This window comes from Bacillus sp. SW14 (assembly GCF_047608225.1).
GTDB lineage: Bacteria > Bacillota > Bacilli > Bacillales > Bacillaceae > Bacillus > Bacillus subtilis_G.
The window spans coordinates 2,994,287-3,019,248 of the sequence record NZ_JBLKRW010000001.1; the positions used below are offsets into that span (position 1 = coordinate 2,994,287).

At 44.8% G+C, this 24,962-nt stretch carries 33 protein-coding genes and 1 riboswitch; of the genes, 11 read left to right on the forward strand and 22 right to left on the reverse strand.

Translation table 11 applies throughout. The features are described from left to right. Positions 1–37 precede the first annotated feature (37 nt). The 4 genes from spoVIF to yjcA form a co-directional block, all read right to left on the reverse strand. Entirely contained in the window at positions 38–292 is a 255-nt protein-coding gene (spoVIF, locus tag ACMX2I_RS15480; RefSeq protein ID WP_019714009.1) for a sporulation-specific transcription regulator SopVIF, read from the reverse strand. A 138-nt stretch (positions 293–430) separates the two neighbouring features. Then, positions 431–598 carry a YjcZ family sporulation protein gene (locus ACMX2I_RS15485; RefSeq protein ID WP_148964314.1) on the reverse strand — a complete coding sequence of 56 codons (168 nt, stop codon included), beginning with the start codon at positions 596–598 and terminating at the stop codon, positions 431–433. A gap of 81 nt (positions 599–679) precedes the next feature. Continuing rightward, the gene (locus ACMX2I_RS15490) at positions 680–886 is read right to left on the reverse strand and encodes a hypothetical protein (RefSeq protein WP_289346909.1); all 207 of its coding nucleotides are present in this window, start codon (positions 884–886) and stop codon (positions 680–682) included. Between the two features lie 279 nt (positions 887–1,165). Beyond that, positions 1,166–1,522: a sporulation protein YjcA gene (yjcA, locus tag ACMX2I_RS15495; RefSeq protein WP_414957404.1), complete on the reverse strand. Its 357-nt coding sequence runs from the start codon at positions 1,520–1,522 to the stop codon at positions 1,166–1,168. Positions 1,523–1,677: 155 nt separating this feature from the next. Between yjcA and cotV the strand changes: the two genes are divergently transcribed. From cotV to cotZ, 5 genes are all read left to right on the forward strand, one after another. Continuing rightward, complete coding sequence (gene cotV / locus ACMX2I_RS15500) at positions 1,678–2,064, forward strand: spore coat protein CotV (RefSeq protein ID WP_268449944.1); 387 nt, start codon at positions 1,678–1,680, stop codon at positions 2,062–2,064. Positions 2,065–2,104: 40 nt separating this feature from the next. After that, positions 2,105–2,434, forward strand: a complete 330-nt coding sequence (gene cotW, locus ACMX2I_RS15505; RefSeq protein WP_333518191.1) for a spore coat protein CotW — start codon at positions 2,105–2,107, stop codon at positions 2,432–2,434. A gap of 88 nt (positions 2,435–2,522) precedes the next feature. Beyond that, positions 2,523–3,032, forward strand: coding sequence for a spore coat protein CotX (cotX, locus tag ACMX2I_RS15510; RefSeq protein WP_148964309.1), 510 nt, complete (start codon positions 2,523–2,525; stop codon positions 3,030–3,032). Positions 3,033–3,183: 151 nt separating this feature from the next. Then, a complete protein-coding gene (cotY, locus tag ACMX2I_RS15515) occupies positions 3,184–3,672 on the forward strand; it encodes a spore coat protein CotY (protein ID WP_010329406.1) in 489 nt (162 codons plus the stop codon). 133 nt (positions 3,673–3,805) lie between these two features. Continuing rightward, on the forward strand, positions 3,806–4,255 hold the full coding sequence (cotZ, locus tag ACMX2I_RS15520) for a spore coat protein CotZ (protein ID WP_087993413.1): 450 nt from the start codon (positions 3,806–3,808) through the stop codon (positions 4,253–4,255). 90 nt (positions 4,256–4,345) lie between these two features. Here cotZ and cotO read toward each other — a convergent pair whose 3' ends face one another. The 10 genes from cotO to ACMX2I_RS15570 all read right to left on the reverse strand — a co-directional run bounded on the left by cotO (position 4,346) and on the right by ACMX2I_RS15570 (position 13,555). Continuing rightward, a complete protein-coding gene (cotO, locus tag ACMX2I_RS15525; protein WP_202328441.1) occupies positions 4,346–5,041 on the reverse strand; it encodes a spore coat protein CotO in 696 nt (231 codons plus the stop codon). 301 nt (positions 5,042–5,342) lie between these two features. Further along, entirely contained in the window at positions 5,343–6,119 is a 777-nt protein-coding gene (gene fabI / locus ACMX2I_RS15530) for an enoyl-ACP reductase FabI (RefSeq protein WP_289346907.1), read from the reverse strand. A gap of 135 nt (positions 6,120–6,254) precedes the next feature. Next, positions 6,255–7,070, reverse strand: coding sequence for a bifunctional hydroxymethylpyrimidine kinase/phosphomethylpyrimidine kinase (thiD, locus tag ACMX2I_RS15535; RefSeq protein ID WP_414957405.1), 816 nt, complete (start codon positions 7,068–7,070; stop codon positions 6,255–6,257). Between the two features lie 18 nt (positions 7,071–7,088). Continuing rightward, entirely contained in the window at positions 7,089–8,099 is a 1,011-nt protein-coding gene (thiF, locus tag ACMX2I_RS15540) for a thiazole biosynthesis adenylyltransferase ThiF (protein WP_414957406.1), read from the reverse strand. Continuing rightward, entirely contained in the window at positions 8,096–8,866 is a 771-nt protein-coding gene (thiG, locus tag ACMX2I_RS15545; RefSeq protein WP_087993418.1) for a thiazole synthase, read from the reverse strand. Before thiG ends, thiF begins: the two co-directional genes overlap by 4 nt. Then, positions 8,863–9,063, reverse strand: a complete 201-nt coding sequence (thiS, locus tag ACMX2I_RS15550; protein ID WP_414958343.1) for a sulfur carrier protein ThiS — start codon at positions 9,061–9,063, stop codon at positions 8,863–8,865. Before thiS ends, thiG begins: the two co-directional genes overlap by 4 nt. Beyond that, a complete protein-coding gene (gene thiO / locus ACMX2I_RS15555) occupies positions 9,063–10,172 on the reverse strand; it encodes a glycine oxidase ThiO (protein WP_414957407.1) in 1,110 nt (369 codons plus the stop codon). The genes thiS and thiO overlap by 1 nt, the downstream gene beginning before the upstream one ends. Then, on the reverse strand, positions 10,156–10,773 hold the full coding sequence (gene tenI, locus ACMX2I_RS15560) for a thiazole tautomerase TenI (RefSeq protein WP_414957408.1): 618 nt from the start codon (positions 10,771–10,773) through the stop codon (positions 10,156–10,158). The genes thiO and tenI overlap by 17 nt, the downstream gene beginning before the upstream one ends. After that, positions 10,751–11,458: a thiaminase II gene (tenA, locus tag ACMX2I_RS15565; protein WP_414957409.1), complete on the reverse strand. Its 708-nt coding sequence runs from the start codon at positions 11,456–11,458 to the stop codon at positions 10,751–10,753. Before tenA ends, tenI begins: the two co-directional genes overlap by 23 nt. Positions 11,459–11,539: 81 nt before the next feature. After that, positions 11,540–11,648, reverse strand: a riboswitch (TPP riboswitch). A 62-nt stretch (positions 11,649–11,710) separates the two neighbouring features. Next, complete coding sequence (locus tag ACMX2I_RS15570; protein ID WP_414957410.1) at positions 11,711–13,555, reverse strand: monovalent cation:proton antiporter family protein; 1,845 nt, start codon at positions 13,553–13,555, stop codon at positions 11,711–11,713. A 231-nt stretch (positions 13,556–13,786) separates the two neighbouring features. Between ACMX2I_RS15570 and prpE the strand changes: the two genes are divergently transcribed. After that, positions 13,787–14,521 carry a bis(5'-nucleosyl)-tetraphosphatase PrpE gene (gene prpE, locus ACMX2I_RS15575; protein WP_367387318.1) on the forward strand — a complete coding sequence of 245 codons (735 nt, stop codon included), beginning with the start codon at positions 13,787–13,789 and terminating at the stop codon, positions 14,519–14,521. A gap of 10 nt (positions 14,522–14,531) precedes the next feature. Here prpE and ACMX2I_RS15580 read toward each other — a convergent pair whose 3' ends face one another. From ACMX2I_RS15580 to ACMX2I_RS15595, 4 genes are read right to left on the reverse strand one after another with little or no spacing between them, the layout of a single operon-like run. Further along, on the reverse strand, positions 14,532–15,431 hold the full coding sequence (locus tag ACMX2I_RS15580) for an RluA family pseudouridine synthase (RefSeq protein WP_414957411.1): 900 nt from the start codon (positions 15,429–15,431) through the stop codon (positions 14,532–14,534). A 14-nt stretch (positions 15,432–15,445) separates the two neighbouring features. After that, on the reverse strand, positions 15,446–16,246 hold the full coding sequence (locus ACMX2I_RS15585; RefSeq protein WP_333516275.1) for an NAD kinase: 801 nt from the start codon (positions 16,244–16,246) through the stop codon (positions 15,446–15,448). 17 nt (positions 16,247–16,263) lie between these two features. After that, a complete protein-coding gene (gene yjbM / locus ACMX2I_RS15590) occupies positions 16,264–16,899 on the reverse strand; it encodes a GTP diphosphokinase (RefSeq protein ID WP_087993424.1) in 636 nt (211 codons plus the stop codon). A gap of 27 nt (positions 16,900–16,926) precedes the next feature. After that, complete coding sequence (locus tag ACMX2I_RS15595) at positions 16,927–17,295, reverse strand: hypothetical protein (protein ID WP_394714615.1); 369 nt, start codon at positions 17,293–17,295, stop codon at positions 16,927–16,929. Positions 17,296–17,418: 123 nt separating this feature from the next. On the opposite strand from ACMX2I_RS15595, the gene ACMX2I_RS15600 reads away from it, so the two are divergent. The 5 genes from ACMX2I_RS15600 (at position 17,419) to ACMX2I_RS15620 (ending at position 20,773) form a co-directional block, all read left to right on the forward strand. After that, positions 17,419–17,991, forward strand: a complete 573-nt coding sequence (locus ACMX2I_RS15600; protein WP_414957412.1) for a CYTH domain-containing protein — start codon at positions 17,419–17,421, stop codon at positions 17,989–17,991. Positions 17,992–18,005: 14 nt separating this feature from the next. Then, complete coding sequence (locus tag ACMX2I_RS15605; RefSeq protein WP_252400982.1) at positions 18,006–18,743, forward strand: lytic transglycosylase domain-containing protein; 738 nt, start codon at positions 18,006–18,008, stop codon at positions 18,741–18,743. Between the two features lie 255 nt (positions 18,744–18,998). Continuing rightward, positions 18,999–19,397 carry a thiol management oxidoreductase component gene (locus ACMX2I_RS15610; protein WP_003239269.1) on the forward strand — a complete coding sequence of 133 codons (399 nt, stop codon included), beginning with the start codon at positions 18,999–19,001 and terminating at the stop codon, positions 19,395–19,397. After that, positions 19,394–20,293, forward strand: a complete 900-nt coding sequence (spxH, locus tag ACMX2I_RS15615; protein WP_414957413.1) for a protease adaptor protein SpxH — start codon at positions 19,394–19,396, stop codon at positions 20,291–20,293. Before ACMX2I_RS15610 ends, spxH begins: the two co-directional genes overlap by 4 nt. A 312-nt stretch (positions 20,294–20,605) precedes the next feature. After that, on the forward strand, positions 20,606–20,773 hold the full coding sequence (locus ACMX2I_RS15620) for a hypothetical protein (RefSeq protein WP_148964295.1): 168 nt from the start codon (positions 20,606–20,608) through the stop codon (positions 20,771–20,773). Between the two features lie 35 nt (positions 20,774–20,808). On the opposite strand, the gene pepF is transcribed toward ACMX2I_RS15620, so the two are convergent. From pepF to ACMX2I_RS15640, 4 genes are all read right to left on the reverse strand, one after another. Next, positions 20,809–22,638, reverse strand: a complete 1,830-nt coding sequence (gene pepF, locus ACMX2I_RS15625; RefSeq protein ID WP_176365309.1) for an oligoendopeptidase F — start codon at positions 22,636–22,638, stop codon at positions 20,809–20,811. A gap of 230 nt (positions 22,639–22,868) precedes the next feature. Beyond that, positions 22,869–24,020: a competence protein CoiA family protein gene (locus ACMX2I_RS15630; protein ID WP_414957414.1), complete on the reverse strand. Its 1,152-nt coding sequence runs from the start codon at positions 24,018–24,020 to the stop codon at positions 22,869–22,871. A 158-nt stretch (positions 24,021–24,178) separates the two neighbouring features. Further along, entirely contained in the window at positions 24,179–24,835 is a 657-nt protein-coding gene (mecA, locus tag ACMX2I_RS15635; RefSeq protein ID WP_087993430.1) for an adaptor protein MecA, read from the reverse strand. Next, on the reverse strand, positions 24,802–24,927 hold the full coding sequence (locus ACMX2I_RS15640) for a hypothetical protein (RefSeq protein WP_120698858.1): 126 nt from the start codon (positions 24,925–24,927) through the stop codon (positions 24,802–24,804). Before ACMX2I_RS15640 ends, mecA begins: the two co-directional genes overlap by 34 nt. Positions 24,928–24,962: the final 35 nt, after the last annotated feature.

Below are 24,962 nucleotides of genomic sequence, written 5' to 3' on the forward strand. Positions count from 1 at the left end.
AAAAGGCCCGCTGTCAAAAGTCAGCCAGGCCATCCGATTATTTATTATCCAGCATTTTAGAAATCGTCCCAAAATCAAGCTTTTCTTTACCGCTTGTAATGGACTGCACAATTTTATCTTCTAATTCTTTCGGCACGCGTCTGTTTGCCAGCTGTGCTACGCGGCTAATAACACTGCGTACTGTGTTTTCGTCTTTAAAATTGGCGTTTTGAAGAGAGCCGGCAAGATTCATAACATCCTGCATATTGACGCCTGTTTTCTTTTCAATGTTCTTAAAAAATTGATTATCCATAATGCGCCTCCTTTTGGCGGAGTGATACGGTATTATATGAACACTAATGAGTGATGTGCCTATCTTATTACATTTGTTTCCTCGAATTGGTTTTCAGACCGCAAGGAAGCGCGGATTTCCCGCACTTCCTCTAAAGTTTTAGCAGAAATAAGATGCACCTACAATGATTAGGAGAATGAACAATACGACTAAAAGAACAAATGTTGAACCATAGCCGCCGCCGTAACCACCGGCATAACCGCCGCTATAGCCGCCACAACCGCCGTAGCCGCCGTAGCCGCCTCCGAATCCGTATCCAAAGCCCATAGATAAGCACCTCCTTTACTCTCTATACACTATGTGAGCCATTTGATTCGGCTTGGATATTCGCATAGGGCGTTTGCGGATTTACGATGGGTCATACTGAGCCTGATTTTTTTGAAGTAACGATTCCGTTTTTTCAGCAAGCTCTTCAATCTCCTCTTCAAACGCCACACCGGCTTCATCAAATGCTTCCAAGTCTTTTCCGATGCTGCTCATGATATCTTCATGCTCTTTTTTCTTTTGTTCGTGAGGTTCATATCTTCTGTCTATCCATTTTTCGAACTCATTCATTGGTATCCCCCCACTCATGATATATGCTGAGCGAGACCGCTCCGTTAAAAAAACAAAAACCGGAGATCTCCGGTTTCGTTGTCAGGCTATTGAGGCTTTTTCTTTTTATTTCCGCACCCGCAGCCTTTCTTTTTGATCTTTTTTGATTGATATGATGAATCTGTATATGGAGTTTTTTGGGAAGGTTTATTGAATTGATTCATTTAGTTCCCTTCCTTTCCTTATGTCATATATGCTACTTTATGCGTATTCTGGCAGAAAGTTGCTGGTGATAGCGCCTCATTCTTGCAGCCATTTTGATACGAGTGTTTCTATAATGCCGGCAAGACCGGCGATCGCCAATAGTAAAATCAGCCACTGCGCCGCTTGAGGGATCAAGGCCTGGCATAAAATCAAAAAGCCGGCGCACCACACGCCTGTACACCAATAGCAGCTCAGCAATTCACCAATAAACGCCCTTACCCCCGTTCCCTTAATCATGATATACGTTTCAATGTTCCCGTCCGCATCCTTTTCTTCCTTCTCTTCATGAAACAGGCTGCGAAGCGGCGCCATAATCGTATCAAACACCAGCAGCCGAGCGAGCCGGAAAACCGCAAGCGAAAGAAGAACAATTGTCAGCCCATTGATAACCACTTGTTCACTCCTTTCATCATCCCCTTCACATATATGCAAAAACCCTAGCCTTCATGAATTTGTATCTTGTCCTGTTGAAAATTGGTTATTTTTCTTATTCCGCTCTGCACTTGTTCTGCATTATATACAGTATGGATAAGAAAGGAGTGAAGGTTATGTCATTTGAAGAAAAAGTTGAATCCCTGCATCCTGAAATATTTGAGCAATTATCTAGCGAATTCGAACAGCAGATCGAAGTGATTGATTGCGAAAATATCACAATAGATACGTCACATATAACATCTGCCCTTTCTATACAAGCCTTAGTGACAACCATGATTATCCTGGCTACTCAGCTCGTTATCGCCGATGAGGATTTGGCTGACGCAGTGGCAAGCGAAATTCTCATTCTCGATAGCTCCCAAATCAAAAAAAGAACTATCATTAAAATTATCAATAGCCGAAACATCAAAATTACTTTGTCTGCCGACGAAATAATAACCTTTGTACAAATCTTGCTTCAGGTGTTAAACAGCATTCTCAATGAACTTGACGTCCTTTAATCCTTTCTTTTCACAAATTTATAAGTCGAGGTGAGAACAAATGTCAGATAACGATAAAATCAAAGAAGAGCTTGCAAAGCTTCCGGAAGTTGATCCAATGACGAAAATGCTGGTCCACAATATCTTCCTGAAACATGGTGTCACGAAAGATAAAATGAAAAAAGTATCAGATGAAGAAAAAGAAATGCTCTTAAATCTGGTAAAGGACTTGCAAGCTAAATCAGAAGCATTAATTGAAAACCAAAAGAAGAAAAAAGAAGAATCAGCCGTGCAAGAACAAAAGAACGAAAAGCCGCTAAGCCGCAGAGAGCAGCTCATTGAACAGCTCAGACAAAGACGGAAAAACAATAACAATTCAAGCCAATCATAAAAAATAGGGTTCTTCATCAGGATATATGCCTCAGTCAAAGTAAGAGGCTCGCTCATCTAATAACAGTAAAAGAAAAGGAGGAATAGATATGGAAAGCAGACCATATTCTTGGGTTGCACTCGATCCTGACTGTGACCATCCGTTAGACGATAAAGAAAAAGAAAAAGACGAAAGAAAATGCAATTGCGATATTTGCTGCAACGGCAATGGGTTTGGCGGAGACAACGCCTTCATTGACCAAGATCTAGCTCAGGCAAATCTCAACAAACAAGTCTCCGATGAAACAATTATTATTAGAGATTCTTGTGACATCAACGTAACATCTACAGACGTTCAAGCGGTTACATCAGTTGTCACAGCGCTTAATGCTGCTGTTGTTACAGCTACTCTCACATCAATTGCAGATGGAGTAATTGCCGAATTAGTCGCACAAGATTTATTACAGCTTACAGCTAATAAACAAGTAAACCGCCAAAAACTTCTTATCGAATGCTCCCGCGGCGTAAATGTCTCAACAGTAGATGCCGATATCGCAACACTTATCTCTACAGCAACAAACACGCTCGTAGCTATCCTTGTTATTACGCTTGTCCTCTAGGACCTAAAAGCAGAGCTAAAAACGCTCTGCTTTTTCTTATTTTCCAAGCATATGATGAATATATAGACGTTCACCCACACCAAGTGGGGCACCAGTACATATGTTGTTAAGGACTAAAGTCAAATACCCTATAAAGAAGGAGCTGAAATCAATGAGCTGCGGAAAAACCCATGGCCGGCATGAGAACTGTGTATGCGATGCAGTGGAAAAGATTTTAGCAGAGCAGGAGGCAGTTGAGGAACAGTGTCCTACTGGCTGCTATACAAACCTTTTGAATCCGACGATTGCAGGTAAAGACACAATTCCGTTTCTCTTGTTTGATAAAAAAGGCGGATTGTTCTCCACATTCGGAAACGTGGGGGGATTTGTGGATGATATGCAATGCTTTGAGTCCATTTTCTTCCGCGTTGAAAAATTATGCGATTGCTGCGCAACACTGTCTATTTTACGCCCGGTGGATGTCAAAGGCGATACCTTAAGCGTTTGCCACCCTTGCGACCCGGATTTCTTCGGGCTTGAAAAAACAGATTTTTGCATTGAAGTGGATCTCGGATGCTTCTGCGCCATTCAGTGCCTGTCGCCAGAGCTGGTTGACAGAACATCCCCTAACAGAGATAAAAAGCATCATCACAATGGATAAACACTTGTAAAGAGGAATCCCCTTCCAAACTCTATTACAGGTGCAAATTATTCAGCTGCCTCCGGCGTGAGGCAGCTGACTCTCCATCATTTCGCCAGTCTCAAGAAATTTATAAGGCAGGAGGGATAATAATATGAGCCAGAAAACATCAAGCTGCGTGCGTGAAGCTGTAGAAAATATTGAAGATCTGCAAAACGCTGTTGAAGAGGACTGCCCGACTAGCTGCCATTCAAAGCTTTTGTCACCAACTCATTCGCTAGGCGATACAGTGCCTTTCGTGCTGTTTACATCAAAATCAAATCCTCTGGTCGCTTTCGGCAATGTTGGCGAACTGGAAAACGGACCTTGCTTTAATACTGTATTTTTCAGAGTGGAAAAAGTTCATGGCAGCTGTGCGACACTGTCATTATTAATCGCATTTGACGAACACAAGCACATTTTGGACTTCACCGATAAAGATACGGTTTGTGAAGCGTTTCGATTGGAAAAAACGAACTACTGCATTGAAGTGGACTTAGACTGCTTCTGCGCAATCAACTGCTTAAATCCTCGGTTAATCAATCGCACGCATCATCATCATTAATGATAAGGCGGAAAAGCTTGCAGGCCTGCAGGCTTTTCTCTATGAAAATAAGCTGCCGGGAACATCTGCCGGGCAGCTTTTTCATTTCCATTAAAAACCGAGCGGGTGTAAGGAAGTGATTTCATCAATCGCCAGTTCAGTCGGCGCGCCGTTTCCGGTCGTGCGGAGCAGGACGGAATCGTTTCTTCTGCCGACAATCACGCCTCTGTACGTTCTTCCATTGGCTTCAATCAAACAAAGCGCTCTCGGCATGTTATGGGGCAGCTTTGTTAAAAAATCAATTTTTTCGTGGATCGTCATCTTGCTCATCGGTTTTTTCACTTTTCTTGCCGGCGGTGCTTTTTCCTCCGCTTTAGCGGCATTATGGACAGCTTCCGGTTCTTTTTCAGGTTTATGCGCCTTAAGTGCAGGCTCTTCCTTTTTTTCCGCTTTCGGAGGCTCGTGTTCGATGGTTTCTTCGACGGTTTCTTCAACGGCTTGCAGCTCTGCTTCCTGTTCCTGCTGCTTCTTTGTATTCTCTGGCTCTCTCACCTCTTGTATTTGCTGGCTCACTGGCTCAGCGGCAGGCTTATCGTCTGCTTGCTGGACATCTATTGCCACGGCTTCCTCCTGCTGTTTCTCATGATAGTCCGGCTGTTCTTCTGCTTTAGGCGGAGCGGGTTTGTTGGTCTTTTTTTTAATAACAATCTCCTGCATGGATGACCTTGTTGTTTCTGCATAATCCGGCTGAACAATATACATGAGCGGTTTTTTATCCGCGTTTCTTTTCTTATTAGACATCTTCATCCCTCCGATTGTGTCATGTTCTATCTATATGACAGAAAGCTGAAAATCAGAAGAAATAAAAAAGCAATCCCTGTTCGGGATTGCTTCAGATTGTAGACAAAGTCCTAAAACGGTTTTCGTTTTAGGATTTTGTCATCTTTTCAGCGTGATTGAAAACCCTTGAAGTCTAGGAAGGACGAGCATTGGAGCGGAGCGAATGTTATCATTCGTGAGCACCAACGCGCAGGACTGACAACGAATGCGAGGGTTTGTCGACACGCTGAAGCAATCCCTGTTCGGGATTGCTTGACATAGGTCCTGCTTAGCGGGCAGTGATATGGAAACCTGAATCAACGTGAAGATTTTCACCTGTAATGCCTCGGGACATATCGCTGAATAAGAACGCAGCTGTATCGCCCACTTCTTCAGGTGTTGTCGTGCGGCGAAGCGGCGCACGCTCTTCGATGTCTTTTAAGATAGAATTGAAATCGCTGATGCCTTTAGCAGATAATGTTCTGATCGGACCTGCAGAAATGCTGTTCACGCGGATATTTTCTTTTCCTAAGTCGGAAGCTAAGTATTTCACACTTGCATCAAGAGAAGCTTTCGCTACACCCATGACATTGTAGTTTGGCATCACAAGCTCTCCGCCAAGGTAAGTCAAAGTGACAATGCTTCCGCCTTCAGTCATGATCGGACGTGCCGCTTTGACAACAGCTGTCAGAGAGTATGAGCTGATGTTATGAGCCAAAAGGAAACCGTCACGATTTGTGTTTAAGTATTCGCCGACAAGCTCTTCTTTGTTGGCAAACGCGATACAATGCGCGATACCGTGGATCACACCGACCTGCTCCTTGATGCTTGCGAAGCAAGTTTCAATCTCCGCGTCGTTGGTGACGTCGCACGGAAGAATAATGGAATCATTGCGTTCTAACGTTCCGGCAAGCTCTTGAACCGATTTCTCCAGACGTTCTCCTGCGTAGGTGAAAATCAAACGTGCCCCCGCTTCATGTAAGGAGCGCGCAATTCCCCATGCGATACTGCGTTTGTTGGCAACCCCCATCACGACAATGTTGCGGCCTTCAAGTGAAAAATTCATATGTATAAAGCCTCCTATATTTAATAAAGACATAGTATTAGTACCTGATCTTAATTGATATCATATCATAACCTTGTCCAGATGAAAAGCGCAGACACCGATAAACGTGAAAGAGACCACCATCAGCTGGTGGTCTCATCGGCTTGTTTTTAAGCTGTTTCGTTTAAATGCGAAATGGTTTGTCGGCCCGTGGCCCGATCCGATGCCAAGCGTATTTTCCACCGCTTCGCGGACAAAGTTGGCCGCTATCTCGAATGCCTGATGGATACTGTCACCTTTAGCGGTTTGAGCTGTTAATGCCGCTGCAAAGGTGCATCCTGTGCCATGCGTATGTTTCGTGTCGATATAGGGATGGCTGATTTGCATAAACATGCTCCCATCGAAAAGAAGATCAGTAATGTGATTGTCTTCAGGCTGGTGTCCGCCTTTGATAATCACATGCTGCGCACCCATCTTTACGAGCTGCTCCGCTGCTTTTTTTCGGTCATCCAGCGAGCGGATTGTCATTCCGGTCAGCGTTTCTGCTTCCGGCACATTCGGCGTAATCGTGTAGCTTCTCGGAATAAGCAGCTCTTTTAAGGCGGCAACTGATTCATCACGCAGCAAGGATGCACCGCCCTTTGCGATCATAACCGGATCAACAATCACACGGTTAAACTCGTACTCGTCAATTTTTCTCGACACTTCTTCAATCATTTCAGAATTCCAGAGCATTCCCGTTTTTATGGCGTCCGGTCTCAAATCCTCGGCAACAGCGTCAATTTGCTGTCTCAGCGCCTCTACAGACAGCGGATACACCCCATGGACGCCCAGCGTATTTTGAGCGGTTACCGCCGTAAGCGCAGACATTCCGAACACATCGAGCTCTTGAAAGGTTTTAATATCTGCCTGTATCCCTGCGCCGCCGCCTGAATCAGAGCCGGCGATTGTCAATGCTTTATATATACTCATTACACTACACTCCTTTGATTACCCGATCCATTTATGATAAATGGATTTTGCCCGGGCAATATCATTCGTTCCATGGATCAATGCTCTGCCGTCCCGGAACAGCACCATTTTCATATCAGCCGAACGGCAGGAAATCAAATACGGGTTCGCGGCTACATCAAGCCCGGCTTGCTTCAGTTGACCCGCCAGCACTTCAAGATCCGTTTCTTTTGTAAAGGATGATCTGATTTGCACGGTATTCCTGCCGCACAATACAGCCGCTTTTGTTTGATTTTCATAAGACAAAAACGGAAAATCCTTTGTGCCGCAGCTTGGGCATGCGTTCTGTTTGAGACCCGCCGCTTTCACCTCTGACCGCTCATTTTTCCATAGGTCAAAGGAGCGCAGCACTGGCTCGCAATTCTCTCCCGTCAGCAGCTTCAGGGCGTCTGTCACCTGAAAGACCGCTACCTGCAATACAGCCGGACTGATAATGCCGGCTGTGTCACATGTCGCTCCGCCAATCGGAAGTGTATCGAGTAAGCAATGCAGGCAGGGGGTCGATCCCGGCACTACAGTAAAGGTGAGGCCGTAGCTCCCTACACAGGCACCGTAAAGAAAAGGAATCCCTTCTTTGACCGCAGCATCATTTACGATCAGGCGGGTTTCGAAATTATCAGCCGCATCCACAATGATCGAAGCGCCCTTAATCAGCTCGAAGATATTTTCCGCTGTCACATCCAACACAAAGCCCGTCACATCCACATCGCTGTTAATCGAACGAAGACGATGCTCAGCAGCGGCCGCTTTCGGCATTTCTTTTTTGACATCATCTTCTGTATACAGCTGCTGGCGCTGCAGGTTGCTCCATTCAACGTAATCTCTGTCGGCAATCTTCACAGAGCCGACACCCGCTCTGACCAGCATTTCTGCACTGGCTGTTCCGAGCGCGCCGGCACCGATAATCACGGCGCGCGCTTCTTTCAATTTCTTCTGGCCGGCTGGGCCGATCGGAGCAAACAGCTCCTGTCTGGAGTACCTGTCCGTCATACAGGAAGACCTTCTCCCGGACTGCTTGCCGTTCCGTACTGCTTCCGCGGAATACGTCCCGCCTCATAAGAAAGGCGTCCTGCTTCCACCGCGAGCTTCATGGCATGAGCCATTTTCACAGGATCATTCGCGCCTGATACAGCCGTATTGAGGAGTACGCCGTCAGCTCCAAGCTCCATTGCGTATGCCGCGTCTTTAGGCGATCCGATTCCGGCGTCCACGATGACAGGCACCTTCGCCTGTTCAATAATAAATGACAGATTCAACGGGTTTAAGATTCCTTGTCCTGATCCAATCGGGGAGGCACCCGGCATGATGGCATGAACGCCAAGCTCCTCCAGTTTTCTCGCCAGCACAACATCATCCGACGTGTAAGGGAGCACGATAAATCCTTCTTCAAGAAGCTGTTCGGACGCCTTTAATGTTTCAACAGGATCAGGCAGCAAGGAACGGCTGCATCCGATGACTTCGACTTTAATCATGTCACAAAGCCCTGACGCTTTCGCCAGCCTTGCAATCCGAACCGCTTCTTCAGCGGTCCCGGCGCCCGCTGTATTCGGCAGAAGCGTGTATTTAGATAAATCAAGCTGTTCCAAAAAATTAGGCTGAGACGCTTCAAAAATGTTCATTCTCCGCACAGCAAATGTTAAAATATCAGACTCGGAAACAGCCACCGCTTCCTTTTGGATGTCAAACGATGGGTATTTCCCCGTACCCAGCAGCAATCTTGATTGAAATGATTTCCCGCCAATAGTTAACATGCTCATCCGCCTCCTACAAAATGGACAATTTCAATGACATCGCAATCACAAAGCTCAACCTCGTGATAGTGTTCTTTGCCGATAATTTCTTTATTTCTTTCAACGATAACGATTTTATTTTCAAGCTGATAGGACGCCAGCAGATCTTGAATTGTACCTGTGTCTTTTTCCCACTTCACGTCTTTACCGTTCAGCTGTAGCATCATATCTGAACCGCCTCCTTGCGATCAATTCGGAATGCGTGCAGCCAGTCCTGATTGACCTCTTTATTCATGATGAGATCACTGATCAAAGCGCCCGTTGCCGGAGCAAGCAGAATCCCATTTCTAAAATGGCCCGCCGCAAATAAAATACGGCTGTCCTCAGGGTGTCTGCCGATGTACGGTTTCCCATCCTTTGTTCCCGGCCGCAGTCCTGCCCAAAAACGATCCACCTTCATATTTTGAATGGCCGGCAGCATCGTTTTTGCTTTTTTCATAACCGACTCCAGTCCGCCAAGATCCGGTGTTTCACTCCAGTCACCCGGCTTCATTGTGGCGCCGACAACCAGTCTGCCGCTTTTTCTCGGCACGATATAGCAATGGTCATGGTAAAGTGTTTTTGTCAGCGGGATATCATCATTCCAAACAGACAGGCATTCCCCTTTTACAGGGAAAAATGAGTTATTCAGCCCGAGCTGTTTAAAAAACATGCCGCTCCACACCCCGCTGGCAACCGTGACATAATCCGCCGATACGTTACCATTCGGTGTCTCGATGGACAGCGCTTCACCGTCACGTTCGACATGCATGACGGGAGTATGCTCAAAAATCTCCGCGCCAAGCGCTTTCGCTGCTTTCGCATATGCCTTGCAAACGAAATAAGGCTCAACATGCACATCATCCTGAATAAAGGATGCCCCGAAAATGCCACCGGACGTATACGGCTCTTTTTCTAAAACTTCTTCTTTTGTATGCCAGCTGACTGATTCCAAATCATCCATCTTCCTCAGCCGCAGCACGTCTTCTTCAGAAAACGCCAGCTTAAACATACCGCCGTAATGCTGCCTGATATCAATACCGGATAATGGGTAAAGCTCTTCTCCAAGACCTTTGTACAGACGCTGACTGTGCATGGCGAAGTCAAAAAACGCGTCACGTTGCTCGCACTCGGCATGGGCGCCCAGCATTCCGGCGGCGGCACTTGTTGTTCTGCTGCCCATTGTCCCGCTTTCAAACAATGCGATTGTTTTGTTTTCCTTTGCTAAATGATAAGCAATCGCGGAACCAATAATCCCGCCTCCAATGACTACTGCATCATAATGCCTTTTCATAGCGCATCTCCTTTAGCTTACGGGAATATCGTCTGGCAGCTTCCAAAGGGTCAGCGGAAGAGAAAATTCCTGACATGACAGCGATGCCGTCTGCTCCCGCTTGTTTTACGTCTCTTAATCTGTCCGGTGTCATGCCACCGATGGCCATAATCGGGATGGACATCCGCTGTTTGATTTCTGACAGCAAGGACATACCTCTGCCTTCAAGACCCTTTTTGCAATCCGTTTCAAACACATGGCCGAACAACACGTAGTCCGCGCCTTCCTTTTCTGCTTGAACGGCTTCCTCCAGTGAATGCACCGACCGCCCGATATGAAGGTGAGGAAATCTGGCTCTGACCTGCTTCGGCGAAAAGCTATTGCTCGGCAGCTGCACGCGATGAATAGATGAAAAAAGTGCAATATCCACTCGCCCATTCATGACCAATTTTCGTTTATCTCCCCCGCCTTCAGAAACAAGTTCAAGCAGTTTCAAAATGTCAGCCGCCGATTTAGACCGTTCTCGAATGTGAATGTAATCAACTTCATTCTGAATCGCTATGATGACTCTCGCTAACGTTTCAACCGGCTTGCAGTCATCAGTTATGGCGTGAAGCTCCAAATTCCTCCACCTCTTTTATGCCGCGGTCGGACCAGCCTTCTTTTCGAATGGCCATTCCCCAAAATTGATACTCATAGAAGCTTGAAATAACAAAATTCTCTTTCATCTTGGCACGCACTTCCACCGTGCTGTTTTCCGCCAGCTCATCAAAGCGGTTGATTTGCTCTTCGACCTGCTGTCTGAACCAGTCACCGCCGTATGTGCTGATCCACTTCTGATAAATCGGATGCCCCGGATCACATGTCAGCAATTTCTCGCCAACCTCGTAATACAGCCAGTAGCATGGCAGCAGGGCCGCTAAGATCTCAGCAAAATTCCCGCTCAAAACCGAACGGTACATATGGGATGTATAAGAGTACGCTGTAGGAGACGGCTTAAACGCCTTACGCTCTTCCTCACTAATCTCCAACAGCTCCGCAAACTCGCGGTGAAGCGCCATTTCCGCCTCATATGTACCTTGGGCGTGGCTTGCCATCCGTCCCGTTGTATAAAGGTCCTTCGCATAAGCGGCGCCGAACGATTGCACTTTAGCAAAATGCGTTAAATAATAAGAATCCTGAAGAACGTAATATTTAAAACGGTCAATCGGAAGCGTTCCGTCACCGATTCCCTGAACGAAAGGATGAACAAAGCTCCCTTCCCACCATTCTGCGGCTGCATTGCGGCATTCTTCTGAAAAATTCACACGTCATTCCCCCTGTCTGATAAATAAAAAAACCACTTTCCCGCAAGGAAAAGTGGTTTGGAATTGGCGTAGTAAACTAACACAAATACCGCTCCACTTCCCTACGCAGGTCTGAACCTGTTCAAGTTATGAGGGTCTAAAAGTCACACTTTTATCTCAGCCCTTATGAAGGACACCCCTAGTGGTTATACGAATACATATTGAATTGTTGTTGCACCTCTATATTAACACGAATCCCTATTTGGTCAAGGTTTATCCTTCTAATGTTTTCTTAAGTTCCATTACATACACCCTAGACCCGGTGACAATTAAGCGGTCTCCCAGTTTCAGCCTTGTATCCCCATGAGGAACGATGCTGTCCACACCTCTAAAAATCCTGACAAAGATGACGTCTCCTGTAAAAGGGAATTCCCGTAAAATCACACCGTCGTACGTGCTGTTTTCCATATTAATTTGATACAGAGAAGACTCTTGGTTCGTGAGCAGCTTCATGACACCAGGCGCTTCTATTAGCGCGCGAAGCAGTGTTTTTGTCGACAGCAGCATAGAAAAGATGTTGATTCCCTGCTCCTTCAAAGTTGCTTCATTCTCGGGTGATCCCACGCTGGCAATGACTCTTTCTGTTCCTTTTTCTTTTGCAAGCAACGCAATGTCCGCATTCATGTCTTCATTCCCAGTCGCGACAACCAGGATATCTGCATCAAAAATGCCGAGTGATTCAAGCGTCTGGTGTTCATAGTCAGAGATGGCTTCAACGGTAAATACTGATTCTGACAGTTTTTCCTCCGCATTCTCTTGATAGACATGCACAACACGCACGTCATACTCCTCTTCCGGCAGTTCAAGAGTAACAGGCAATGTCATTTGGTTTGCGCCGATAAACGTAATTGTCTTTTTCTCCTCCGGCTGCTCTTCCCGTGTGTATAATTTTTTAAATAAGACCGGCGAAAAAATACTGGCAATGACGGCTACTAACGTCAGCGCTCCTGACATATTTGCGCTGATCACGTGAAGCTGCTGTCCGATTGTCGCAGCGGCAATCACGAGCGAGAGCGTTGATGTCAGCAGGAAACCTGACGCCAAAATGGTTCGTTTATCATACCACTTCTTCAAGTACAGGACAGGAATGATTTTGCTGACTAACAGCGCCAAAAGCAGAAGCGGGATCATGATTAAAATTTTCGGATCTTGGAAAAGGGTCCAAATATCGAGCTTCACACCGACCATTACAAAGAAAATCGGAATTAAGAACCCGTAGCCGAATGAATCCAGCTGCTGAACAAGTTCTTTGTTTGGCGAAAGAAGGGAAACGAGAACCCCCGCTAAGAAAGCGCCGAGAATATTTTCCGCCCCAAGTGATTCAGACAGGGCAACGAGTACGATAATTAACGTAAAAATGGCACGCGTCCCGATCTGAATCGTCCCTTTTGACATCGACTCAACAAATGAGCGATGTTTAAAGACCCGGCCGAAAAAGTAAAGCACCACTCCGGCTGCAAACAGGATCATCAAGAGCCACATGTTCCCGCTGTCTTCTCCATATAGAGAAGAAAACACAGCAAGAAGAATCATCGTGACCAAATCAGCAATCACGGCAACAAGCAAAATAATCTGCCCGATATTTGAATTCATAATCCGTTCTTCTTTTAACGTTGGAACGACAACACCTAACGAAATCGTTGAAATAATTAGCGTCATTAAAAATGCATTTTCGATAAATCCTGCCAAGACGAACCCATAGGACAGCAGCAATGATAAAATAAATATACCGGCAAAAATAATGGACGCCGTAGCAAACGTATTAGGCGCCGCTTTGCCGTTCGGCAGGAGCTGCTTTTTCTTTCCTTTCTCAAACGATGAAAAATCAATTTCAAGCCCGCTTAAAAACATTAAAAAGATAAATCCAAGCAAAGAAAGCGTCTCAAGCCATGTATCACCCTCGACAACTAAATTAAGACCGCTTTTTCCGATAATCAGTCCCATAATGATTTCTGCAACAACAACCGGGATCGTCAGTTTAAAGCGGTGCAAAAGGATGGGTGTTAAAAATGCAACGATAAGTACAACAACTAAAGATGCGACAGATGAATGCGCCATAATCAGAACCTCCTTTTTAGGTCAGGGTTATTTCAGTTCTCAATTAAAGAACAAAACCTCATTTTTAAAAAACATAACGCGATTTTAACAAGGATGATGATAAAAAATAAAGTAAAAAGGTCTTATTCCTGTTTAGAAAATAATTCTTCTATAATTTGCACATAAAAGCCTGTGATGACTCACAGCACTTTGCTCCATAATAAATAAAACAATCGGCAAGGAGGATCACGCATGGCTTACGATATAATTAGCGATATGCATGGCTGCTATGATGAAATGATGGCATTAATCCAAAAGCTTGGCTATACAATGAAAAATGGAGTGCCTGTCCACGAAGAAGGCAGGGTGCTTGTTTTTGCCGGAGATTTAACTGATAGAGGACCGAAATCAATAGAGGTCATCCGCTTTGTAGCCGGCGCTTACGAAAAAGGCGCTGTACGTTATGTTCCGGGAAATCATTGCAATAAGCTGTACCGCTACTTAAAAGGAAACCCCGTCAAAGTGATGCATGGCCTCGAAACAACAGCGGCAGAGCTTGAAGAACTTTCTACAGAAGAAAGAAAAACAGTCAGCGAACAGTTTATGAAGCTGTACGAAACGGCGCCGCTTTACGACATCTTACATAACGGAGAATTAGTTGTCGCCCATGCTGGCATAAAGGCTGACGATATCGGAAAATTTACCCGCAGGGTGAAAGACTTTGTGCTTTACGGCGATGTGACGGGTGAAACGTATCCGGACGGCAGACCTGTCAGACGTGACTGGGCTGCATCCTATAGCGGTAAAGCTTGGGTGGTATACGGCCATACACCTGTGAAAGAGCCCCGGAAAGTCAATCGCACCATCAACATTGATACAGGCTGCGTATTCGGAAATAAACTGACAGGCTTTCGCTTTCCAGAACTAGAGACCGTCTCTGTTCCAAGCTCCCTGCCTTATGACGAATCAAGATTTCGCCCAATATAAAAGGAGAGAATTACGGATTCTCTCCTTTTATCAGTTCTTTCATATCTTGAGGCAGTGCAGCATGAAACACCATGTTCTCCTGTGTCAGCGGATGGATAAACGAAAGCTGCTCGCTGTGCAGAGCCTGCCGGCCAATTTCCCGTCTCGTTCCGCCATACAGTGTATCACCGCACAGCGGGTGCCCGAGGTAGCTCATATGTACACGAATTTGATGGGTCCGGCCTGTCTCAAGCTGCAATGTCACCGATGTGATCTCGTCAGTTGCGTGTGTGACATGAAAATGGGTAACAGCCTTCTGGCCGTCCGGTGTCACGGTCCGTTCAATAATACTGTCAGGATGTCTGCCAATCGGAGCATCGATTGTTCCTTCCACCTGTGTCATCCGCCCGTGGACCACTGCCGCGTACCGGCGTTTCACAAGCCCGCTTTTTTGCGCTGACGATAAAATCGAGTGGGCAAAGCGATGCTTGGCAACAAGCATAAGACCTGATGTATCCCGGTCCAGCCGGGTGACAAGATGAACTGTCGCCCGCACTCCGTTTTTTTGATAATGATGGATCATTCCATTCGCAATGCTGCCGGATGGGTGCTCTCTCGAGGGGATTGATGATACATAAGGCTGCTTGTTGATCACAAGCACATGCTCATCCTCATACAAGATATCGAGCGGAACAGGCTCTGGCAATAACGTCTCACTCACCTGTTCCTCGGGAAACTTCACGACAAGAAGATCTCCCTCTCTCAAAACGTATTTGACCGTTACATGCTCACCGTTGATCAGCAGGTCTCCCCCGCCAAACTTGATATCGGTTAACAGACGTTTCGAAATTCCCAGTTTACCTGCATATTCCTTTACAGTCATTCCGTCTACAGCGGAAGTGATGTTCTTTCTGATAAAAAAATGCTCCACGATACGTCCTCTTTCTATTCACCTTTTCCGATAAACGAATCCTGAACTCTTTTCCAAAATGGAAACGGACGGAACCTCGCAAACCTCACATTTTCGGCTGCAACCTGGCAGCGAATCGACTTCACATCCTTATGAAGAAGGGTTAAATGGTCAATTGTCACTTGAAAGTCAACTTCGTTTCTCGGCTTAATCATGCAATCATGATGGGAAGGGAGAAGCAGCGGCGATCCGACCGTCCGGAATACACGGTTATTAATAGAAGCCATTTCCGCGAGCTGGATCGCTCTGATAGACGGATGGATAATCGCTCCGCCCAGTGCCTTATTGTAGGCTGTGCTGCCGGATGGCGTTGACAGGCAAAGGCCGTCGCCCCGGAAGGTTTCAAAGAGCTGCCCCTTGATTTCCACATCAGCCACAAGGCTTCCTTCTATGCTTTTAATTGTACATTCATTCAAAGCTAAATATCTTTCTTCCCGCTCGTTTTCGTGATAGGTCACAATCACTTCGAGAAGCGGATATTCGACTGTATGATACGGCGTTTTCGCAATCGCAAGAACAAGCTTTTCAATTTCATGAGGAACCCAGTCGGCATAAAACCCCAGATGACCCGTGTGAACGCCGACGAATGCTGTTTTGTCCAAGCGGTCGCTGTATCTGTGAAAAGCATACAAAAGCGTTCCGTCGCCTCCGACTGAAATGACGATTTCCGGTTCATTTTCATCCAGTTCCATATCAAAATCCAATAAATACGCCTGTATTTTGCTTTTCAGCGTATCAGAAACTTGATCTCCTTTTGATGATACGGCAAATTTCATGCTTTTCTTCCCCTTTACTATTGTTGCTCGCTTCCTTTTTTCTTTCTTGAAAAGGCAGCTTGAGCTTCCTGTATTTCACCCCTGATCTCCGACATCTCTTCATCAAGCCGGGAAGCCGCTTCAGAAGCACGCTGAAGCCTTAGTTTTACTTTTTCAGGAATGTTTCCGCTGTATTTATAGTTCAATGAATGCTCAATGGTGGCCCAAAAATTCATCGCCAGCGTACGGATCTGTATTTCCACGAGAACATGCTTTTCTCCGGATACCGTCTGTAAGGGATAAAGCACGACAAGATGATATGACCGGTATCCGCTCTCTTTATGTTCCGCAATATAATCCCTCTGATCCACAACGGTGAAATCTTTTCTGGCGAAAAGCATCTCTTTTACGATTTGGATGTCATCGACAAATTGGCACATGATTCTAAGGCCTGCGATATCCTGCATGGTTTCAATTTCATGCAGCGGTATGCTTTTCTTTCTCGCTTTTTCAAGTATGCTTGCCACAGGCTTGACGCGTCCAGTCACAAATTCGATCGGCGAATGGACATCCTCGTATTCATATAGTGTGCGAACCCCCTTGAGCTTCACTTTCAACTCTTCTACAGCCTGGCGGTACGGCACTAAAAAACGCTCCCATTGTTTGTCATCCATCATACATCCCCCAATTCGAACCAGTTTCTATAAAAATACGCGTTTCACTTTATCTTCCATTTCTTCTCCGTAGTTCACATTATCTTTAATATTTTCTAAAAGATATTCCAGTTCATCGTGCAGGCCAGCCAGTTCTATTGATTCGTCTCCCGCTTCTAAAACAACCGGAATTCTTTGTGCATGGGCCTGCTTCAGTTCCGGCCATACATGTTCCTTTATAATGACATATTCAAAAGAATCTGCTAATTCAAGTATGTATACAAAAGCAAAGTGGTCAGAATCAACAAGCATTTGACCTGACGGCTTGCGTTCCGCTTCATTTCCTTCTGCCTCACAGGCAAGGCGAAGCTGATCATCCGATAATATTGCGTTTAAGATTTCGATTCTGTTTTGCATAATGCTCTCCTTTTTCAAAAAAGTACAGATTCATTTTATCATATCAAGCTCAATATTGATAAACGTAACATCTAAAGAGATAATAGTAAAAATAAGATTTACAGGGCGGAAAGGAAGAACAATATGAGCCAAGAAATTGAAATAGAATTTAAAAACATGCTGACCAAACATGAATTTAAGAAAATAACTTCAGCACTCAAGCTGACAGAAAAAGATTTTACAGACCAAAACAATCACTATTTTGACACAGACAGCTTTTCGCTGAAACAAAAACACGCTGCGCTTCGAATCCGCAGAAAAAACGGTGAATATGTCCTGACATTAAAAGAACCTGCAGATGTGGGGCTTCTGGAAACGCACCAGCGGCTTTCAGAGATATCAGATCTTGCTGGCTTTTCAGTTCCCGAAGGCCCTGTAAAGGACCAGCTGCACAAGCTTGAGATTAACACAGCCGCCATTCAATACTTTGGATCTTTAGCAACAAACCGTGCTGAAAAAGAAACAGAAAAAGGCTTAATAGTTTTAGACCACAGCCGATATTTAAATAAAGAGGACTTTGAAATCGAATTTGAGGCGGCAGACTGGCATGAGGGCCAACAAGCCTTTGAGAAGCTGCTTCAGCAATACAGCATTCCTCAGCGCGAAACCAAAAATAAAATTTTGCGTTTTTATGAAGAAAAACGAAAGTCTATATAAGGTGGAATGACATCGTGAACGTAACGAATTGGGCATCTTTACTTCAGCTTCAAGCACTACAGTCCATATCTAATGCGCGCAGCACGGGCACTCAAAATGATGCGGAAAGCCCGCTCTCAAGCTTCAGCTCTTTGCTCAGCCAATATACAAACGGACTAACGAATCAGCAATCACCAGCATCTTCTGCATCGTCAAACCCGCTCAGCCTGCTGAACAGCGCTTCTTCAACAGCGCCGTCACTGCTTTCAGCTTATGGGCTTCACTCATATACAAACAGCCATTCGGGTTATATCACAAAAGCGGCAGAGAGCACAGAAACAGCTGCTGCAGAATTATCTTCAAACAAGCAAGAAACAAAACAGATCAGTTCGGGAGACTTCTCCATTGACAGCGCGATTAAAAAAGCCGCTGATAAATATGGTGTCGATGAAAAACTAATCCGTGCCGTCATCAAGCAGGAATCAGGCTTTAATACAAAAGCTGTCAGCGGAGCAGGGGCGCTTGGCTTAATGCAGCTGATGCCGTCAACGGCAAGCTCACTTGGCGTTTCCAATCCACTGGATCCGCAGCAAAATGTGGAGGGCGGAACGAAATATTTAAAACAAATGCTGAATAAATACGGCGGCAATGTGTCTATGGCATTAGCGGCTTACAACGCCGGACCGGGAAATGTTGACCGATACGGAGGCATTCCTCCCTTCAAAGAAACGCAAAACTATGTAAAAAAAATAACTTCAGCTTATTACGCGTAACCAGAGCGGCTCTTGCCCTCTGGTTTTTTTGCGAAGTGAAATCCTACGCATTCCTGATTTTTATGTGATATGATATGAAATACAAACCTCGGCTGTAAGCCGAAACTTGTTAACAAACGCATAAAAGGCAGTTTGTTTGTAGAAATGATGCCTTGTTGCTAAAATAAATCATAGATGAAATGATGTACTATATAAAATTACTTTTTGCAATAGGATTTATGATTCCTATTAGCCATATTTAAAGGAGTAGTCAACATGGGACAATCGTTTAACGCACCTTATGAAGCGATTGGAGAGGAACTTCTATCGCAACTTGTTGATACTTTTTATGAGCGTGTCGCGTCTCATCCTTTGCTGAAGCCGATTTTTCCTAGCGATTTAACAGAAACCGCCAGGAAACAGAAGCAATTTTTGACTCAGTATCTAGGCGGTCCTCCGCTTTATACTGAGGAACACGGCCACCCCATGCTCAGAGCAAGGCATCTTCCCTTTCCAATTACAAACGAGAGAGCTGATGCGTGGCTCAGCTGTATGAACGACGCAATGGACCATGTAGGGCTCGAGGGCGATATTCGTGAGTTTTTGTTTGGCCGGCTGGAATTGACCGCAAGGCATATGGTGAATCAAACGGAAGCGGAGGATCGATCATCTTGACAAACTTTCAGCATGAGCAATACTTCGCCCATTGTCACGGCCATCCAAAAAAGCCGCTTGAAATTTATATGTTTGTAGACCCTTTATGTCCAGAATGCTGGTCCTTAGAGCCCGTCATGAAAAAGCTGAAAATCAGATACGGACGCTTTTTTACCTTACGCATTATCGCTTCAGCAAGCCTTACCGCGTTAAATAAGAAACGGAAAAAGCATCTTCTTGCAGAGGCTTGGGAAAAGATCGCGAGCCGCTCCGGCATGTCGTGTGACGGCAATGTCTGGCTCGAGCAAGACCACCCTCTTTCATCGCCTTATATGGCTGCTCTCGCTTTTAAAGCAGCCGAACTGCAAGGAAGAAAAGCCGGCATGCAATTTCTCAGAAATATGCAGGAGAGTCTGTTTGTTTCAAAGAGAAATATTACGAATGAAAACGTGCTTTTGGAAATTGCGGAAAAAACGAGTCTCGATCTTGAAGAATTCAAAAAAGATCTGCATTCTCAAAGCGCGGTCAAGGCGCTTCAATGCGACATGAAAATTGCCGCTGAGATGGATGTTTCCGTTAATCCGACACTGACGTTTTTCAATACGCAGCATGAGGACGAAGGACTTAAAGTACCCGGCAGCTATTCATATAATGTATATGAAGAAATCTTATTTGAGATGCTTGGCGACGAGCCGAAGCCATCGGAAACACCGCCTCTGGAATGTTTTATTGAATATTTCCGCTTCGTTGCCTCGAAGGAAATTGCTCTGGTATATGACCTGAGCCTTGAAGAGGTGGAAAAAGAAATGAAAAAATTGGCGTTTGCTAAAAAGGTTGCCAAAGTGGAAGCCAAACACGGAATGTTTTGGAAGTCTCTCAGCACTTATTCTGATGAATATCAATCATGTGAAAAATAGCCGCAGGCGTATATATGCTTGAGGCTGTTTTTTTGCGCCCTTAACCAAACGTACGTTCTATTCATGACACTAAAGAAACCGCGCCGGGATAAGCGCGGTTTCATATGTCTTAACGACAACAAAGGGGATGGGAGAAATTTTTCACGGTCAAACAAAGGGGTAATGTTTGTTTGTGATCAATTTCACATCCTTATGATAACAAAAGATGTCGAACTTTGGCAACCTCTATGCTTAATGTTCATATTTTTGTCACAAAACATAACGGAGTACATTCACTCATATCCTTAAGGAAAAAGGACGAGGAGGAACGCTATCATGTATACTGTTATCTCAATTGTGTGCATAGCCGTTTTTTTCTGTTTGAATATACTAGGTATGATGCAGATGCTGCCGCTTTATATTACCTCTCCTCTGCTGTTTCTGTCTATTTTGTTTACCCTCTACCGCCTGAACCACCGTAAAACCTTTAAAGGGTTTTAAAAAAGCCTGTGCATATTTCTGCACAGGCTTCTTTTTTAAGACTGCTTGACTTTCATCAGCAGCTCTTCCATTTCATCAAGTTTTTCTTCAAACATTTTGCACGCAGCTTCGATTGGCTCTGGAGATGTCATATCAACGCCCGCTTTTTTCAGAACATCAATCGGGTATTGTGAGCTTCCCGCTTTCAGGAAGTCAATATAACGGTCAACCGCCGGCTTTCCTTCCTTCAAAATCTGGCTGCTTAACGCTTGGGCAGCGCTGTATCCCGTCGCGTACTGATACACATAGTAATTGTAATAGAAGTGCGGAATCCGCGACCATTCAAGGCCGATTTCCTTATCAATCACCATGCCGTCTCCGAAATACTTTTTATTCAGGTCGTAATAAACATTCGTCAGAAGCTCAGGGGTAAGCGGCTCCCCTTCTTGCGCCTTTGTATGGATCAGATGTTCAAATTCAGCAAACATCGTTTGTCTGAAGACCGTTCCTCTGAAGCCTTCAAGCATATGGTTGAGAATATATAAGCGCTGTTTTTCATCGTCTAAATTGTTCAGCAGATATTCGCCAAGAAGCGCTTCGTTTGTCGTAGATGCAACTTCCGCGACAAAGATGCTGTAATTGCCGTATGGATATGGCTGATGCTTTCTCGTATAGTAGCTGTGTACGGAATGGCCGAACTCGTGCACGAGCGTAAAGAGATTATTGACGTTATCATGCCAGTTCATCAAAATATACGGATTCGTGCCGTAAGATCCAGATGAATAAGCGCCATTGCGTTTGCCTTTATTTTCATAAATGTCGACCCAGCGGTTTTCCAGCCCTTCTTTTAAAATGGAGGCGTATTCTTCTCCTAAAGGCGCCAGACCTTTCAGCATGTAATCTTTTGCTTCCTCGTACGTGACCTTCATCCCCGCATCCTTCACAAGCGGTGTATACAGATCATAGATATGCACTTCATCAAGCTCAAGCACTTTCTTTCTCAGCGCGATATAGCGGTGCAGGAGCGGCAAGTGCTTATCAATCGTTTTGACGAGGTTGTCGTATACTTCCTCAGGAATACTGTTGTTAGAAAGCGCAGCTTCACGCGCTGACTTGTACTTCTTCACTCTCGCGTAGAAGTTGTCCTTTTTCACAGTGCCGCTTAGCGTCGTGGCCATTGTGTTTTTATATTGTCCGTATGTTTTATATACTGCGTCAAATGCATTTTTGCGGACTTCACGGTTTTCACTTTCTAAGAAATTAATAAAATTGCCGTGAGTAATCTGCTTTTCATTTCCCTCTTCATCTTTAATGGACGGAAATGTAATCTCGGCATTATTTAACACGCTGAACGTATTGGAAGATGAACCTAGTACATCAGAAGCTTCAGCAAGCAGCGCTTCTTCCTTCTCGCTCAGCACGTGCGGGCGTTCCTTTGTAATCTCCTCAATCGCATGGGAGTACAATTTCAGTTCTTCTTTTTCAAGAATAAACTGCTGCAGTTTGTCTTCTTCTATGGATAAAATTTCCGGAACCAAATAAGCTGTTGCGCTTGCGGCCTGTGTATACAGGTTTCCCGCCTTGTCATTCAGCCCCTGATAAAAGGAATTCCCGGTATCTTGGTCAGAGCGCATATGCGCATATGTGTACAGCCTGCCCAGCCGCTCCATCACTTTATCTTGAAACGTAAGAGCCTCGTATAAATGATCGGCTGAATCTGCCAGCTTTCCTTTATACTTAGATAAATTCGGAATTAATTCTTTTACAGCTTGAAATTCTTTATTCCAGGCCTCATCATTAGGAAAAATATCCTCTAGTCTCCATGTGTCTTCTGCCTTTACCTCACTTCTGTCAGGCAGTTGGTTTGCTTTTTTTTCCTCAGCCATGGTGATCCCCCTTGTTTTCTTTGATTCAAGCCAATTGAAAAAACCGCTGTTTCTCAATAAACTTGCGTTGTGAATATCTTCCGGTTTTTCACTGCCTTTTGTCAAATCATATGCAGTAATGAAGAGAACGAATGCCAAAAAAGCAGTAAAAACTCGAAAAACCTTTCCTTTTGTGCCTCTCAAAGCCAGCCCACCACCTTTTGTCTTAGGGTGAGCCAAATGAGACAAACTCATTCTATAAAACAGCTGCGGTCTCTTTCTAAGAGTTCCTGTAATGAGCGTCCGCCCTCTGCAGGCTGATTCAGCATATATACTTCTTTCTGAGTCTCCCTTAAAAATCCCTTCTTGCACAAAAAATCAATGTACTGTTTAACGGCTTCAGAAAGACAATCTTCGCTGCATTCGTATCTGAGCGCAATGTTCTGTTTATGGATGTGCAGTTTGCACTGCTGTAAAACGGCTGAAAAGCGAATTGGCGCGCGTTTATGCCCTAGATCTGTTATAAACAGATAAAGAAACCCCTGCCACACAAAAACAGGACTTCTAAAAACGGCCCCTTTTGTAACAGGGACAAACACTTCAGTCGGAAGAAAAGAAAGGGGCGTCTGCCGTTTCTCATAAAACAGCAGCCTGAGGCGATTTGTTTCTTTTGAGATGAACCGATGAGGTTTATGGCGAAAACGATGAATAGCCTTCATCCAGTTGTCATAACGCAATGAGGATTTAGATTCAGCAAAAAAGAGATCTCTTGCAGATGCCTGGTGGATAGGAATCGTTTGTACGATGCAAAAAGAATGGTTGGTGTAAAACGGTATACTAGAGCTGAGCCGGTGAAAAAAGCGTGTTTCGGGGCAATAAAATAAAAGCTCGCGGTGAGGATGGTCATGAATAAACTGCCAATGGAAAGCGGTTAGCTGATAAAAAGATGGCGATGTTCTTTTTAAGCGGCTGCCTCCAACAATCCACTGCGGAATGATTCCTGCTTGTTTGAAGCCCTCTGTCCGCTTTTGAAAGACATCTGGAGCAAGAGTGGCACATTGATACTCAACAGCATGCATGCGCCTCTTGATCTTTGCCATGATGTCGGGTCGTTGATTGATGTTCTTGATATACGGTTCTAATACTGGAGATGCCTGTTGCGTTTTCAGCCATACATACAGCTGTCTTTTTCCTTCTAAGTGGTAGGCGCTTTCCGGTTCTGCGTCTATCGAACAGGACTTGTTCTGTTTATGAGCGAAATGCGGCGCTTTTTGAAGTCCAAGCTTTACATCAAGCTCTCCCCCGCATACCGGGCAGAAGAATCGTCCCCGCTTTAATTTCTGGCTTCGCTGAGCGCCTAGAAGGTGAAACATTTGGCCATCTTCAGTCACAGCACTAAACAATTGTCATCTCTCCTTTCCAGATGAGGTATACTTTCTGGAAAGATTGACCGACTCCTGCTCGTTGCCTGTTTCACACGTATGCCAGTTTTTCGATTTCACATCTCAAAAATGGCATATCAGCGCATAAAAAAACCGATTTCTGAAAAGAAATCGGTTTTTTATGATGCAAAGTGTTTTTTTATCGTTTCTAGAGCATGCTCTGAAATAATCAGCTTGCCGTATTCTTCAAGACGGTGTATGCTGATTGAGGATTCAGTTGCGTACTCCAACAGGATGCTTAGCTGATTTTCAACCTCTTCATCAGTCATATTGCCAAAATCCACATATAAATAATATCGGTTCTCAAACGAATATAAAGTCGTTTTGCTTCCGTTAACGTTTAATTTAGATAGAGAAATAACATCCTCAAAATCGCCAAACCGCAAGACAAATTGAAGCTTTTGCTCCTTCTCTTCCTGATTGACGTCTTGCTCTTCTTTCTGGAAATCATCCAGCAAGGCGTCCAGATCCTCAGATGCTGGTTCTTGCTTTTTATCCTCAGGAATCGGCAGTTCGAGCTTTTGTCCGTCTTTGGAAAGCTGGGCTTTTGTGACGATAATTTCCAATCCTTTGTCCAGTGCCTGAACTTGAATCCAAAGAGGGCCTTCCACAGCGAATTCCTCTTCCTCATGAACTTCATCCATGACTTCCCAGAAAAGTTCTTCACTGCGCTCACGGTTATACCAAATTTCTTCTCTGTCAAAACCGCGATCTTCAATATCTCCGTAAGACATATAAAATTTTACTGTATGCTCGTTAATTCTTTCAATTTCCATTTGCCAACCTTCCCTTCTATATAAGATGTTGAAGGGACATCTAAGCTCCCGATTAATAGTACTTTACTACACTTTACCCATTCCGTCCACATCTTAACCTTGAAGCAAGGCCAGTGTGAATTCCTTT

Bases quoted from the DNA above. Each gene is read 5' to 3' on its own strand.
- spoVIF (WP_019714009.1), bottom strand. From the start codon at position 292: ATGGATAATCAATTTTTTAAGAACATTGAAAAGAAAACAGGCGTCAAT.
- ACMX2I_RS15485 (WP_148964314.1), bottom strand. From the start codon at position 598: ATGGGCTTTGGATACGGATTCGGAGGCGGCTACGGCGGCTACGGCGGT.
- ACMX2I_RS15490 (WP_289346909.1), bottom strand. From the start codon at position 886: ATGAATGAGTTCGAAAAATGGATAGACAGAAGATATGAACCTCACGAA.
- cotV (WP_268449944.1), top strand. From the start codon at position 1,678: ATGTCATTTGAAGAAAAAGTTGAATCCCTGCATCCTGAAATATTTGAG.
- cotW (WP_333518191.1), top strand. From the start codon at position 2,105: ATGTCAGATAACGATAAAATCAAAGAAGAGCTTGCAAAGCTTCCGGAA.
- cotX (WP_148964309.1), top strand. From the start codon at position 2,523: ATGGAAAGCAGACCATATTCTTGGGTTGCACTCGATCCTGACTGTGAC.
- cotY (WP_010329406.1), top strand. From the start codon at position 3,184: ATGAGCTGCGGAAAAACCCATGGCCGGCATGAGAACTGTGTATGCGAT.
- cotZ (WP_087993413.1), top strand. From the start codon at position 3,806: ATGAGCCAGAAAACATCAAGCTGCGTGCGTGAAGCTGTAGAAAATATT.
- cotO (WP_202328441.1), bottom strand. From the start codon at position 5,041: ATGAAGATGTCTAATAAGAAAAGAAACGCGGATAAAAAACCGCTCATG.
- fabI (WP_289346907.1), bottom strand. From the start codon at position 6,119: ATGAATTTTTCACTTGAAGGCCGCAACATTGTCGTGATGGGGGTTGCC.
- thiD (WP_414957405.1), bottom strand. From the start codon at position 7,070: ATGAGTATATATAAAGCATTGACAATCGCCGGCTCTGATTCAGGCGGC.
- thiF (WP_414957406.1), bottom strand. From the start codon at position 8,099: ATGACGGACAGGTACTCCAGACAGGAGCTGTTTGCTCCGATCGGCCCA.
- thiG (WP_087993418.1), bottom strand. From the start codon at position 8,866: ATGAGCATGTTAACTATTGGCGGGAAATCATTTCAATCAAGATTGCTG.
- thiS (WP_414958343.1), bottom strand. From the start codon at position 9,063: ATGCTACAGCTGAACGGTAAAGACGTGAAGTGGGAAAAAGACACAGGT.
- thiO (WP_414957407.1), bottom strand. From the start codon at position 10,172: ATGAAAAGGCATTATGATGCAGTAGTCATTGGAGGCGGGATTATTGGT.
- ACMX2I_RS15570 (WP_414957410.1), bottom strand. From the start codon at position 13,555: ATGGCGCATTCATCTGTCGCATCTTTAGTTGTTGTACTTATCGTTGCA.
- prpE (WP_367387318.1), top strand. From the start codon at position 13,787: ATGGCTTACGATATAATTAGCGATATGCATGGCTGCTATGATGAAATG.
- ACMX2I_RS15585 (WP_333516275.1), bottom strand. From the start codon at position 16,246: ATGAAATTTGCCGTATCATCAAAAGGAGATCAAGTTTCTGATACGCTG.
- yjbM (WP_087993424.1), bottom strand. From the start codon at position 16,899: ATGGATGACAAACAATGGGAGCGTTTTTTAGTGCCGTACCGCCAGGCT.
- ACMX2I_RS15595 (WP_394714615.1), bottom strand. From the start codon at position 17,295: ATGCAAAACAGAATCGAAATCTTAAACGCAATATTATCGGATGATCAG.
- ACMX2I_RS15600 (WP_414957412.1), top strand. From the start codon at position 17,419: ATGAGCCAAGAAATTGAAATAGAATTTAAAAACATGCTGACCAAACAT.
- ACMX2I_RS15610 (WP_003239269.1), top strand. From the start codon at position 18,999: ATGGGACAATCGTTTAACGCACCTTATGAAGCGATTGGAGAGGAACTT.
- pepF (WP_176365309.1), bottom strand. From the start codon at position 22,638: ATGGCTGAGGAAAAAAAAGCAAACCAACTGCCTGACAGAAGTGAGGTA.
- mecA (WP_087993430.1), bottom strand. From the start codon at position 24,835: ATGGAAATTGAAAGAATTAACGAGCATACAGTAAAATTTTATATGTCT.
- ACMX2I_RS15640 (WP_120698858.1), bottom strand. From the start codon at position 24,927: ATGTGGACGGAATGGGTAAAGTGTAGTAAAGTACTATTAATCGGGAGC.